General features: G+C 63.0%; 14 protein-coding genes. 7 read left to right on the forward strand and 7 right to left on the reverse strand.

Going from position 1 to position 12366, the window contains the following annotated elements:
• Positions 1 to 42: 42 nt before the first annotated feature.
• Together CAF53_RS08605 and CAF53_RS08610 are read right to left on the reverse strand one after the other, a co-directional pair.
• A complete protein-coding gene (locus CAF53_RS08605) occupies positions 43 to 1905 on the reverse strand; it encodes a CHASE3 domain-containing protein (RefSeq protein WP_100237851.1) in 1863 nt (620 codons plus the stop codon).
• Between the two features lie 72 nt (positions 1906 to 1977).
• Positions 1978 to 2736, reverse strand: coding sequence for a class II aldolase/adducin family protein (locus CAF53_RS08610; protein ID WP_046762262.1), 759 nt, complete (start codon positions 2734 to 2736; stop codon positions 1978 to 1980).
• Positions 2737 to 2960: 224 nt separating this feature from the next.
• On the opposite strand from CAF53_RS08610, the gene rpsU reads away from it, so the two are divergent.
• Together rpsU and CAF53_RS08620 are read left to right on the forward strand one after the other, a co-directional pair.
• Positions 2961 to 3167 (forward strand): 30S ribosomal protein S21, encoded by a 207-nt coding sequence (rpsU, locus tag CAF53_RS08615; protein WP_004208618.1) that lies wholly within the window; start codon positions 2961 to 2963, stop codon positions 3165 to 3167.
• Between the two features lie 84 nt (positions 3168 to 3251).
• Entirely contained in the window at positions 3252 to 3809 is a 558-nt protein-coding gene (locus CAF53_RS08620; protein WP_100237852.1) for an FKBP-type peptidyl-prolyl cis-trans isomerase, read from the forward strand.
• A 54-nt stretch (positions 3810 to 3863) separates the two neighbouring features.
• Here CAF53_RS08620 and CAF53_RS08625 read toward each other — a convergent pair whose 3' ends face one another.
• The 5 genes from CAF53_RS08625 to pyrE are packed head-to-tail and all read right to left on the reverse strand — an operon-like array spanning position 3864 to position 7632.
• Positions 3864 to 4946 (reverse strand): AI-2E family transporter, encoded by a 1083-nt coding sequence (locus CAF53_RS08625; protein WP_197707383.1) that lies wholly within the window; start codon positions 4944 to 4946, stop codon positions 3864 to 3866.
• Positions 4947 to 4968: 22 nt separating this feature from the next.
• The gene (gene lepB, locus CAF53_RS08630) at positions 4969 to 5859 is read right to left on the reverse strand and encodes a signal peptidase I (protein ID WP_046762265.1); all 891 of its coding nucleotides are present in this window, start codon (positions 5857 to 5859) and stop codon (positions 4969 to 4971) included.
• Positions 5860 to 5890: 31 nt separating this feature from the next.
• On the reverse strand, positions 5891 to 6292 hold the full coding sequence (gene acpS, locus CAF53_RS08635; RefSeq protein ID WP_100237853.1) for a holo-ACP synthase: 402 nt from the start codon (positions 6290 to 6292) through the stop codon (positions 5891 to 5893).
• A gap of 13 nt (positions 6293 to 6305) precedes the next feature.
• Entirely contained in the window at positions 6306 to 7043 is a 738-nt protein-coding gene (locus CAF53_RS08640; protein WP_100237854.1) for a pyridoxine 5'-phosphate synthase, read from the reverse strand.
• 7 nt (positions 7044 to 7050) lie between these two features.
• On the reverse strand, positions 7051 to 7632 hold the full coding sequence (gene pyrE, locus CAF53_RS08645) for an orotate phosphoribosyltransferase (protein WP_100237855.1): 582 nt from the start codon (positions 7630 to 7632) through the stop codon (positions 7051 to 7053).
• A gap of 278 nt (positions 7633 to 7910) precedes the next feature.
• Between pyrE and coxB the strand changes: the two genes are divergently transcribed.
• The 5 genes from coxB (at position 7911) to CAF53_RS08665 (ending at position 12348) form a co-directional block, all read left to right on the forward strand.
• On the forward strand, positions 7911 to 8918 hold the full coding sequence (gene coxB / locus CAF53_RS08650; RefSeq protein ID WP_046762269.1) for a cytochrome c oxidase subunit II: 1008 nt from the start codon (positions 7911 to 7913) through the stop codon (positions 8916 to 8918).
• Positions 8919 to 8936: 18 nt separating this feature from the next.
• On the forward strand, positions 8937 to 10604 hold the full coding sequence (gene ctaD, locus CAF53_RS08655) for a cytochrome c oxidase subunit I (RefSeq protein WP_100237856.1): 1668 nt from the start codon (positions 8937 to 8939) through the stop codon (positions 10602 to 10604).
• 120 nt (positions 10605 to 10724) lie between these two features.
• Positions 10725 to 11645: a heme o synthase gene (locus CAF53_RS08660; protein ID WP_100237857.1), complete on the forward strand. Its 921-nt coding sequence runs from the start codon at positions 10725 to 10727 to the stop codon at positions 11643 to 11645.
• Complete coding sequence (locus CAF53_RS29020; protein WP_269748609.1) at positions 11642 to 11773, forward strand: hypothetical protein; 132 nt, start codon at positions 11642 to 11644, stop codon at positions 11771 to 11773. The genes CAF53_RS08660 and CAF53_RS29020 overlap by 4 nt, the downstream gene beginning before the upstream one ends.
• Positions 11773 to 12348 carry a cytochrome c oxidase assembly protein gene (locus CAF53_RS08665; RefSeq protein ID WP_100237858.1) on the forward strand — a complete coding sequence of 192 codons (576 nt, stop codon included), beginning with the start codon at positions 11773 to 11775 and terminating at the stop codon, positions 12346 to 12348. The genes CAF53_RS29020 and CAF53_RS08665 overlap by 1 nt, the downstream gene beginning before the upstream one ends.
• Positions 12349 to 12366 lie beyond the last annotated feature (18 nt).

The following is a 12366-nucleotide window of genomic DNA, read 5'->3' on the forward strand; positions in this document are numbered from 1 at the left end:
TTGTTCGCTATATGTTCTTTTTATCGCTGTCCATAATCCGGATCAGTTTTCCACGGCGTCCAGCACCTGCCGCACTTTCACTGCCAGTTGATCCAGCGTGAACGGCTTGGCAAGGAAGGATACGCCGGGGTCGAGCATGCCGTTATGGACGATCGCATTGCGGGTGTAGCCGGTGGTGTAGAGGATTTTCAGGCCGGGATGGCTTTCCCGCGCCCGGTCGGCCAGCACACGGCCGTTGATGCCGGGCATGACGATGTCGGTGAACAGCATGTCGATCCGCGGCTGGATGGTCAGCATTTCCAGCGCCTGCTCCCCATCGGAGGCCTGAACGATGATGTAGCCCAGCTCCCGCAGCGAATCGACCGACATATGGCGGACCCGTTCCTCATCCTCGACCACCAGGATGATCTCCTCCGCCCTTGCACGGGGTAGTTCCGTCGGCATGACCGTCACGCTGCCGATCGCGACATCCGGTCCATAATGGCGTGGCAGATATATCTTGATGATCGTGCCTTGGCCGGGCTCGGAATAGATTTTCACATGGCCCCGCGATTGCTTGATGAAGCCGAACACCTGGCTCAACCCCAATCCGGTGCCCTTGCCGACGCCCTTGGTAGTGAAGAAGGGGTCGAATGCGCGTTCGACCACCTCGGAGGGCATGCCGGTTCCGCTGTCGGTCACCGATACCATGACATATTGACCCGCCTCGACGTCGCCATGGGCCGCGACATAGGCATCGTCGAGATGCGCGTTGGCTGTTTCGATCGTCAACCGGCCACCTGTCGGCATGGCGTCGCGCGAATTGACGCACAGGTTGATGATCGCGGATTCAAGCTGGCCGGCATCGATGCTGGCGCGCCACAGCCCGCCCGCGAGCACGGTTTCGACGCGGATGCTCTCGCCGATCGTCCGGCGCAGCAATTCGGACATGCCGCCGACCAGCTTGTTGACGTCGGTGGGCTGCGGGTCGAGCGGTTGCTGGCGGGAAAAGGCAAGCAATCGCGCGGTCAGCTGCGCGGCACGCTGAGCGCCTTCAGCGGCGTTGTCGATGCCCCTGGCGATGCGCGGATCGATGTCCCGTGTCAGGCGGCGGCGCGCAATGTCGAGCGAGCCGATGACAATGGCCAGCATATTGTTGAAATCATGGGCGATGCCGCCGGTCAGTTGGCCGATGGATTCCATCTTCTGCATCTGGCGCAATTGTGCTTCGGCGGATTCGCGCTCCTGCCCCTCTGCGATCAGGCGTTTGTTGGCGTCGCTCAGCGCCAGCTGGCTTTCGGTCGCTTCGGCCACCCGGCGATGGGCAGTGCGCAGCGCGAGGGCGCCCAGCAGCGTGACCAACACGGCGGAAACCGCCATGCCGACCGATACCAGCATGCCCAGATGATTGTCATTGGCGGTACGGCGTTTGAGCAACAGCGCCTCACGCGCCCGCATCGCCGCCACCTGGGCGCGGATCTTCGCCATCGTGACCATGCCGGCGTGGAAATCTTCCGGGGCGATCGCTTCGTCCCTGCGGCGACGCTCGATCCCGGTGCGCATCAGGAAAAGCCGGTCGTCGAGCAGATTTTCCAGCGCTTCGACAGCTTGCGCCTGGGGTGGATTGTCAAGGATCTCGGCCCTCAGAGCAGCCAGTTCCCCGCGCCATTGGCGGCGGAAGCTGTCATAGGGGCCGAGGAAGGAATCCTCGCGTGTCAGCATGAAGCCGCGCTGGCTGCTTTCAGCCTCCTGCACATGGAGCAGCAGGGTCGAGAGCTGATTTTCGACGCGCAGCGTATGCTGGACCCAGATATTGACGCGCTGCTGCACGGCGTAGAGCCAATAGGTACTGCCGACCGCGACGACGACGATCAGTAGCGCCAGCAGCAGCAGGATGATCGAGCGTTCCGGGCGGATTGCGGGCATGGGGCCGCAAGATGCTGAAATAAGAGGCCGGGGGCAAGCAGGATGCGCCGCGCCCCTTGAAATCGCCGCGGTTCAGCCGCGCCAGCCCGGATCGATCCGGTCGATCCTGCGGACCATCGCCTCGAAATCGGGTACGCCGGGTCCCGCGGGCAATTGCACGCCGGAAAGGTCGCGCTGGTGGACGGCGATGACATCCGGGGGAATCTCGACGGGCGTCCCGGCCGCTCCGGTGGCGACCTGGATCTCGCAGGCGCGTTGCAGCATCCATTGGGTCAGAAAGGCTTGCGGCAGGCTCTTCGCCATGACCAGCGTGCCGTGGTTGCGCAGCATCATGATCCGGCGGGCGCCGAGATGCGCGATCAGCCTTTCGCCTTCCTCCGGCCGAATCGTGACCCCTTCGAAATCATGGTAGGCGATTCTGTCGATGAAGGCGGCGGCATAGAAATTGGTAGCGGTGAGCCCCTCCTGCGTCGCGCTCACCGCCATGCCGGCTGTCGTGTGGGTATGGATGATGCAATGCGCATCGGGCAGATGGCGGTGGAAGATGCTGTGCTGGGTGAAGCCGGCGCGGTTGACCGGATAGGGGCTGCCGTCCAGTACATGGCCATCGATGTCGATCTTGACCAGGTTCGATGCCGTCACCTCGCTGTAGAGCAAGCCGAAGGGATTGATCAGAAAGGCATTTTCCTCTTCAGGTACGCGCAGGGTGATGTGGTTGTAGATGAGTTCCGACCAGCCCAGATGGTCGAAGACGCGGTAACAGGCCGCCAGTTGCTGGCGTGCCTCCCATTCGCTGGCGGAGATGGTGGGTTTGGGGACGGCGGTTGCCATGGCGATCCTCCTCCTTGGTTTATGCGGGGACTATCCGCTTTGCGGTGTCCCGTGTCGAGAGGCGCGGCTTTTGGGTTGAATTTGCGCGACTCTGCTGGTAGGGCGCGCCCCACACGGCGCAGGGTGACCTGCGGCGACTCACCGCTATTTCATTCGGGCGGCCCGTCGGGAAGGGTTATGTTTCCTGGCGATCCGTCCGTTTTCGACTGGAGTTTGACTGGCTTATGCAAATCATCGTTCGCGACAACAATGTCGACCAGGCCCTGCGCGCGCTCAAGAAGAAGCTGCAGCGTGAGGGCGTGTATCGCGAGATGAAGCTGCGCCGTCACTATGAGAAGCCCTCGGAAAAGCGCGCCCGCGAAAAGGCGGCGGCCGTTCGCCGCGCCCGCAAGCTGGAGCGCAAGCGCGCTGAGCGCGACGGCGTCCGTTAAGGATCGTCGTTACCGGGGCGGTCGCCTGATCGTCCCGTTCTTCTGCTGAAAAATACACCCGCACCAACTGCGAGGCCCAGGTTCATGTCCACGACAGCCGTTCCCCTTCGTCCTATCGCCAAGGGGTCGCTGACGCGCCTCTGGGTCGGTGTTGCCGCGGTTGCGCTGGCAGCTGGCGGTCTGGCCTGGGCCGGGCAGCGTGGCGTGGAGCCGTCGCCGGCCACCTTCCTCACGCGTAACGCGCATGAGGCGGGCGTGGTGACGACCGAATCGGGCTTGCAGTACAAGGTGCTGGAAGAAGGCGCCGGCCCCAGCCCGACGGCCGCCGACGTGGCGCTGGTGGGCTATAAGGGCGCGCTGCTCGACGGCACCGTGTTCGACGAGAACCCGCAGACCGCCATGCCGGTCGATGGTGTCGTCCCGGGCTTCTCCGAAGGCCTGCAGAAGATGAAGAAGGGCGGCAAGTACCGCCTGTGGATTCCGCCGCAGCTTGGCTATGGCGAGCAGGCGGCGGGGCCGATCCCCGCCAATTCGGTGCTGGTGTTCGATGTCCAGTTGCACGATTTCAAGTCCAAGGCGGACATCATGCGCATGCAGCAGATGATGCAGCAGCAGGGCGCAATGCCGCCGTCCGGGCATTGATCCGCGTGTGACAGTCGAAAAGGAGAGAGGGTCGGGATTTCCCGGCCCTTTTTCTTATGCCGTGACGGGGACGGCAGCGGCGCTTTCTGCCCTCGCCTCCAGCGTCTTGGCGCGTTCCTCCAGCCAGACCTTGACCATGGCGACGATGGGATCGGCCAGGAACAGACCCATGATACCGAACAATGCGCCGAACAGGATTTGTGCCGCCAACACCAAAGCGGGGGCAAGGTCGGTGGCGCGCTTGGCCACCATCGGCACGATCAGATAGCCATCGACGATCTGCACCACCAGATAGACGCCAAAGGCATAAAGTCCCGCATGGGGACCCGCCGAAAAGCCGACCAGCACGATCAGCACGCCTGAAATGATCGAACCGATATTGGGCAGGAAGGCGAACAATCCGGTCAATATGCCCAGCAAGCCCGCCATCGGCACGCCCCCCGCCCAGAGCAGCAGCCAGGTGCCGACACCCTCCACCGCCATGCCGATCAGCCGTCCGAACATCAGCCGGCGCAGCGTCCAGCCCATCCGGTCGGCAACGGCATAGAAATGGTTGCGCTTGTCCATCGGCAGCATCCAGGCGACGCCGCGTTCATATAGTTTGGGTTCGATGGCGATGAAGATCGCAAGCACCAGCATCATCACGCCGCTGGTGATGGCGCCCACTGCCGTCCCGACCGCGGCCGTCACCCGGCCCAGCGAGTTCATGGCCTGGCTGGCGAGGCTCTTGAAATCCTCCGGCGTGGTGGTGACGCCCATTTGCTGCAACCAGCCGCCGATGCGGTTGACCTGGGTTTCGACGATGGTGCGCATCGCCTGCGCCTGCGTCGCCAGGCTCGATCCGGTGAGATAGAAGGTATAGACGAGGAAGGCGAGGGCGGCGACCAACACGATCGCCAGTCGCCAGCCCCGCCCGATCGGCAGTATCCGCCCCAGCAGCCGGGTGCCGCCGTCCATCATCGTCGTCAGCACCAGTGCGCCCATGATCAGCAACAGCGGCTGGGCCAGCAGCACGACCAGCGCGACGGCGATGCCCAGGGCGAACCACACCCCCGCCCGTCTGACCTCATGCTGGATCAGCGGACTGTGCAGTTCGCTGGGGCCGGGTTGTTCGATATGAACCTGTTTGCCGCTCAACCCGCACCTCTTTTGCAAAAGCTTATTTCGGAACGGCAACGCTCGCCGGGCGCAGGCTGTTCCCCGCCCTTCCGCTGCGGAAGGCGTGGAGCCAGCTCAGCGGGTTCCAGCTTGAATCGCCATCGAGCGAGAAGGTGATGAATTCTGCGCGACCGCCGATCGCTTCCCACGGCACTGGTCCACCGAGGCCGTTTTCCTCCAGCGGCGCGCGGCTGTCGGCGCTGTTGTCGCGATTGTCGCCCATCAGGAAGACATGTCCTTCGGGTATCCGCACCGGCCCGTACCAGTCGAGCGTGCTGGGCCCCATGTCGATGACCACATAGCTTTTGCCATTGGGCAGCACCTCCTGCCGTACCGGCAACTCGCACCAGCTTTTGCCATTGGCGTCGGTCATGAGCGCGCCAGGGAACTGCATCGCCGGACAGGGGGCGTTGCCGTCCACGGGAATGCGGATGGGCTTGAGCACCTTTTGGGGAACCGGCACGCCGTTCAGCACGACCTGGCCGCCGCGCACTTCCAATATGTCGCCGGGCAGGCCGATGACGCGCTTGATATAATCCTCGCGCTTGTTCTGCGGCGAGACGATGACGATGTCTCCGCGCTGGGGCATGTGACCGAAGATCCGTCCCTTCAGGAAGGGCAGGGGATGGAAACTCGGCGAGACATAGGACCAGCCATAGGGAAATTTGCTCACCACCAGCCGGTCGCCCTTCAGCAGCACCGGCATCATCGATTCGCTGGGGATGTAGAAGGGCTTGGCGACAAAACTGTGGAAGGCCAGCACCGCCAGGATCAGCAGGCTGATGCTCTTCGCCTCCTGCCACCAGTTGACCGGGATTTTTTCCGGCTCGGAGGATGGAGTGGTCGACGGCTCTTGCGTGGAATGGTTCTCGGTCATGTCGGCTGCCGTCATGGAAGGATTTCCGGCTCGTGGCGCCCCGCCATCATAACGGCAGGGCTTCGATGATCACAAATGCCTGTGCCCATGGATGATCGTCGGTGAGCGTCAGGTGAACGACCGGGCGATGGCCCGCAGGCACCAGCGATTCGAGCCGGGCGAGCGCGCCGCCGGTCAGTGCCAGCGTCGGCGCGCCGCTGGGGGCGTTGACGACGCCGATATCCTTCATGAACACGCCCTTCTTGAAGCCCGTTCCCACGGCCTTCGAAAAGGCCTCCTTGGCGGCGAAACGCTTGGCAAGCGTTCCCGCCTTGGTGAAGGGGCGGCGATTGGCCTTGGTGCGTTCCATTTCGGTGAAGACGCGATTCTCGAATCGCTCGCCGAAGCGGTCGAGGGAATGCTGGATCCGCTCGATATTGCAGAGGTCGGAGCCCAGGCCGATGATCACGCCTTTGCCGCTTTCATCGGACCAGCTCCATCTGTCGCCGCATCTCGCGGATACTGCCCTCCAGGCCGCTGAAAATCGCCTCGCCGATCAGGAAATGGCCGATATTCAACTCGGCCACTTGCGGAATCGCGGCGATCGGGCCGACATTGTCGAAGGTCAGGCCATGCCCCGCATGCGCTTCGATGCCGTTCTTGGCGGCAAGCGCGGCAGCGTCGGCGATGCGACGCAACTCTTCCGCTCGCTCGGCACCCGTCACATGGGCGTAACGGCCCGTGTGGAACTCTACCACCGGGGCGCCCAGGCGGATCGCGGCCTCGATCTGCGCCGGATCGGCCTCGATGAACAGGCTGACGCGCACCCCCGCCTCGCCCAGCGCCTCGACAATGGGGCGAAGCGCCTCGATCTGCCTGGCGGCGTCAAGGCCGCCCTCGGTAGTCCGTTCCTCGCGCTTTTCCGGCACGATGCAGGCCGCGTGGGGCCGGTGCCGAAGCGCGATGCCCAGCATCTCCCGCGTCGCCGCCATTTCGAGATTGAGCGGCACGGTGAGCGCCGCCATCAGCGTGGCGATGTCCTCATCCCTTATATGACGGCGATCCTCGCGCAGATGGGCGGTGATGCCGTCCGCCCCGGCCTTGACCGCCAGCAGCGCGGCCTTGACCGGATCGGGATGCTCGCCCCCGCGGGCATTGCGGATGGTCGCCACATGGTCGATGTTGACGCCCAGGCGCAGCGGAGCGGGGGAGTGGGGCATGGCCGTCCTACTGCTTTCGGCTGCCGGGCTTGATCGCCGGGATCGCGGCCAGTTCGGCCGGGACCTGATCGGCGTCATAGACCGGGAAATTGATGCTGACGAGCGGATAGAAGGGTATGCCCAGCTCGACCTCGCCGGCCGAACGGTCGACCAGCGCGACCTCCGCGACGACGATGCCGCCTTCGGCCTCGACCGCCTCGATCGCCTGGCGTGAGGAAAGGCCGGTGGTCACGACATCTTCGACCATCAGCACTTTCTGGCCGGGCGTGATGGCAAAGCCGCGACGCAGTTCGAACGTGCCCTCCGGGCGCTCCAGGAACACCGCATCCTTGTCGAGCGCGCGCCCGACCTCATGGCCGATGATGAGGCCGCCCATGGCCGGCGACACCACCAGATCGATCTCCTGCCGCAATTCGCGCGGCAGTTGCTGCACCGTCGCGCGGGCCAGCCGGCCGGCGCGCTCGGCATTCATCAGCACGCGGGCGCACTGAAGATAGTTGGCGCTGCGGCGGCCCGAAGACAGGATGAAATGCCCCTCCAGCAACGCGCCGGCAGCCCTGAATTCCGCTAATACTTCCTCGTCGGTCATCTAAATCTTCGATCCATTCGTCCATGCCGTCCGCTCAGCGCGAACGCCATGTCTTTCCCTGCCACGGGTCACCCCATGATCGCGCCCCTGTGCGCGGGGAGCGAGATAGGCTCACCAACTAGGCGTTGCAACAGCGAAGAAAATCTGGTTGGGGAAGGTTGAGGCTGAAAAAAACGATGCTTATAAGCCGTGGCGGACCGAAACGAGCGGGGGGAGGCATATTCATGCGTGGATCTTCGTTGCAGCGGCGCCAAGGGGTTACGGGGTAAGAAGACGCTATGGAAAAGGTGAAATCGCTCGTCCTCGCCGGGTTGTTGGCCTTTGCGCCGGCACTCGCGATGAACGGTCCGGCACTGGCTCAGCAAAATGCTGCGGTCGCGGCACCCGCCGCCGGGAATGAAACAACGGCGGCCGCCGATTCGGCCAGCAACGCGGCGGCACCCGCCGCCGAAGCCGCTCCGGCGGAAAAGGTCGCCGCGCCGCCGCGCATGAAGCCGACTTTGGGCATCGGCATGCCGATGCCGGGTGAAATCACCCTTCAGAAGCAGTTTTCGCCGACGGGCCACACGGCACGCTGGCTGCATGACGTGATGCTGCTGCCGATCATCACCATCATCTCGATCTTCGTCCTGGTCCTGATGCTCTATGTGATGGTGCGCTTCCGCCGCAGCGCCAATCCGACGCCGTCCAAGACTTCGCACAACACGGTGATCGAGGTGATCTGGACGGTGGTGCCGGTGGTCATCCTGCTGGTGATCGCCGTGCCATCGATCGGTTTGCTGGCCGACCAGTACAAGCCTGCGCCAAAGGATGCGCTGACCGTCAAGGTCACGGGCTATCAATGGTATTGGGGCTATGAATATCCGGACAACGGCGTTCCGGAATTCGTTTCCAACATGCTGCCGAAGGAAAAGGCGGAAGCCAATGGCGAACCCTATCTGCTGGCGCCCGACAATCGTCTGGTCCTTCCGGTCGGCCGTCCGATCAAGCTGATCATTACCGGCGCGGACGTGATCCACAGCTTCGCGGTTCCTTCACTGTGGGTGAAGATGGACGCGGTGCCGGGCCGCCTCAATGAGAAGAGCTTCACCATTGAGAAGCCGGGCGTCTATTATGGCCAGTGTTCCGAGCTTTGCGGCGCGCGCCACGGCTTCATGCCGATCGCGATCGAGGCGCTGGAACCCGCGCAGTTCGACCAGTGGGTGCTGTCGCAGGGCGGCAAGCTCAAGGGCGCCGGCACGGCCACGACGGCGCAGCCTGCTGCGCCCGCCCCCGCCAAGATTTGATGTAAGGGCATAGACGCCATGACCACCATTACCGCAGATCATCACGGCGATCATGCTCATGAGCATCATGACACTGATCACAAGCCGGCTTTCTTCCAGCGTTGGTTCATGTCGACCAACCACAAGGACATCGGCACCCTCTATCTGATCTTCGCGATCATCGCCGGCATCATCGGCGGCGCGATCTCGGGCCTGATGCGCGCGGAACTCGCCGCACCGGGCATCCAGTATCTTCAGACCTGGGCGCAGTTCAGCGACGGTCCCGAAGCGACGCTGGACCAGGCCTATCATCTCTGGAACGTGCTGATCACGGCCCACGGCCTTATCATGGTGTTCTTCATGGTGATGCCCGCGATGATCGGCGGCTTCGGCAACTGGTTCGTCCCGATCATGATCGGCGCGCCGGACATGGCATTCCCGCGGATGAACAACATCAGCTTCTGGCTGCTCATCCCGGCCTTTGCCCTGCTGCTCGGCTCGACCTTCTTCCCCGGCGGCACCGGTAACGGCGCGGGCACGGGCTGGACGGTCTATGCCCCGCTCTCCACCAGCGGGTCGGCGGGTCCGGCGGTCGACATGGCGATCCTGTCGCTGCACATCGCGGGCGCCAGCTCGATCCTGGGCGCGATCAACTTCATCACCACCATCCTCAACATGCGCGCGCCGGGCATGACCCTGCACAAGATGCCGCTGTTCGTCTGGTCGGTGCTGGTCACTGCCTTCCTGCTGCTGCTCGCGCTGCCGGTTCTGGCCGCCGCGATCACCATGCTGCTCACGGACCGCAATTTCGGCACCACCTTCTACGATGCCGCCGGCGGCGGCGATCCGGAACTGTACCAGCATCTCTTCTGGTTCTTCGGTCACCCCGAAGTGTACATCATGATCCTGCCGGGCTTCGGCATCATCAGCCAGATCGTCTCGACCTTCAGCCGCAAGCCGGTCTTCGGCTATCTCGGCATGGCATACGCCATGGTCGCGATCGGCGTGGTCGGCTTCGTCGTCTGGGCGCACCACATGTTCACCACCGGCATGTCGGTGAACGTGAAGATGTACTTCACCGCCGCGACCATGGTGATCGCGGTGCCGACCGGCATCAAGATCTTCTCCTGGATCGCGACGATCTGGGGCGGGTCGATCACCTACAAGACCCCGATGGTCTGGGCGCTGGGCTTCATCTTCCTCTTCACCGTGGGCGGCGTGACCGGCGTGGTGCTCGCCAATGGCGGCGTCGACGACGTGCTGCACGACACCTATTATGTGGTGGCGCACTTCCACTATGTGCTGTCGCTGGGCGCGGTGTTCGGCCTGTTCGCGGGCTTCTATTACTGGTTCCCGAAAATGTCGGGCCGGATGTACAATGAATTCCTCGGCCATCTGCACTTCTGGGTGTTCTTCGTCGGCGTGAACATGCTGTTCTTCCCGATGCACTTCCTAGGCCTGTCGGGCATGCCGCGTCGTTACCCCGACTATCCGGAGGCCTTCGCCTATTGGAACAAGGTCGCCAGCCACGGCTATGAGATCATGGCTGCGGGCATGCTGATCTTCTTCGTCAACCTTGTCTGGTCGCTGGTCGCCGGCAAGAAGGCGGAAGGCAATCCCTGGGGCGAAGGTGCCACGACGCTGGAATGGACGCTGTCCAGCCCGCCGCCGTTCCACCAGTTCGAAACATTGCCGGTCATCGACTGATGGCAATATCCCGGTGTTCCGGTTTGCCGGAATGCCGGGATTGGCGTATGGGGCGGCCCAAACCCTAACCTGGAACAGTCCGGCGCAGATATCGACGCCGGGCTGTCGCATGAGGAGAATATGGCAAGTTCGCCGATCAGGGCCGGGCAATCGGCTCCCACGATCCCCGCTCATTGGCGCGATTTCGTCGCGCTGACCAAGCCGCGCGTGATGACTCTGGTGGTCTTCACCGGGCTATGCGGTTTGCTCGCGGCGCCGGGCCATATTCATCCGATCCTGGGTTTCACGGCGATTCTATGCATCGCGCTGGGCGCTGGCGCGGCCGCGACACTCAATCAATGGTATGAGGCCGATATCGATGGGAAGATGAAGCGCACGGCCAATCGTCCGATCCCTGCGGGCCGGATGGATCGACAGTCGGCGCTGCACTTTGGTGTGGGTCTGTCTTTCTTCTCGGTTCTGCTGATGGGGGTCGCGACCAACTGGCTTGCGGCTGCCGTGCTTACAGTATCGATTCTTTTCTATGTCTTTGTCTACACCATCTGGCTGAAGCCGCGGACCGCGCAGAATATCGTGATAGGCGGCGCCGCGGGGGCTTTCCCCCCGGTCATTGGATGGGCAGCGGTGACGGGGGATATCAGCGCATTGCCGATAGCGCTGTTCATGCTGATCTTCTTTTGGACACCGCCGCATTTCTGGTCGCTCGCCTTGTTCGTGAAGACCGACTATGCCGCCGCGGGGATCCCCATGCTTCCGGTCGTTTCGGGCGAGGTCGCTACCCGACGTCAGATCTGGTTCTACACTGCGATCATGGGGGTTTCAGCCATGGCGCCGGTGGTGCTGCAACTGACTGGCCCGATTTATGGTGCGGTGGCTCTGGTTGGCACGGCGTTTTTCGTTGTCTTCGCCTTTCAGGTCCTGCGCCATCGCGAAAGTGATCCAGCACGGATGGGGCCGGAAAAGCGGCTGTTCAAATATTCGGTTTTCTATCTCTTCCTACTGTTCGGGGCGGTCGTGGTCGACCGGTGGATGTTCACATGACCCCCGATGAAAACCGGCAGATCCGGAGCCGTCAGAAATCCCGCGCCATCGTGACGGGGCTTTTGCTCGGCGCGCTCGTCATTCTCTTCTACGCCATCACCATCGCCAAGATCGGCGGAGGGCATTGATGGCGAGCCTGCCTCCTTCTCCCTTCGACCGGGACCGGCGCAACCGGCGGACCATGATCGGGATGGCTATCGTCGGTCTGGCCATGCTGGGCCTGGGCTTCGCTTCGGTTCCGCTCTACCGGATTTTCTGCGAGCGTACCGGCTTTGGTGGTACCACCCAGCGGGCCTCCGCCGATGTGCTGGTGCGCGAGGCCGTCGGACATCGCATGTCGATTCGCTTCGATTCCAATGTGGCGCCCGGCATGCCCTGGCAATTTCGTCCGGAACATCCCACGCAAACAGTGACGGTCGGCGCGCGCAACATGGCGATCTTTCTGGCCAGGAACATGTCGGATAAGCCGGTCACCGGTACGGCGAGCTTCAATGTCACCCCCTTGCAGGCGGGAGCCTATTTCACCAAGATCCAGTGTTTTTGTTTCACCCAGCAGACCTTGCAGCCGGGAGAAGCGGTCCGCATGCCGGTGATCTATTATGTCGATCCGAAGATATTGACGGACTCTGACAATAAGGACACCCAGGAAATCACGCTGAGCTACACCTTCTATCCTGTTGAGCAGGATAAAAAGCCAAGCTAAGCAAATATCATAACGCGA

This window comes from Sphingobium sp. LB126 (assembly GCF_002795205.1).
In the GTDB taxonomy this organism is placed as follows: Bacteria; Pseudomonadota; Alphaproteobacteria; order Sphingomonadales; family Sphingomonadaceae; genus Sphingobium; species Sphingobium chungbukense.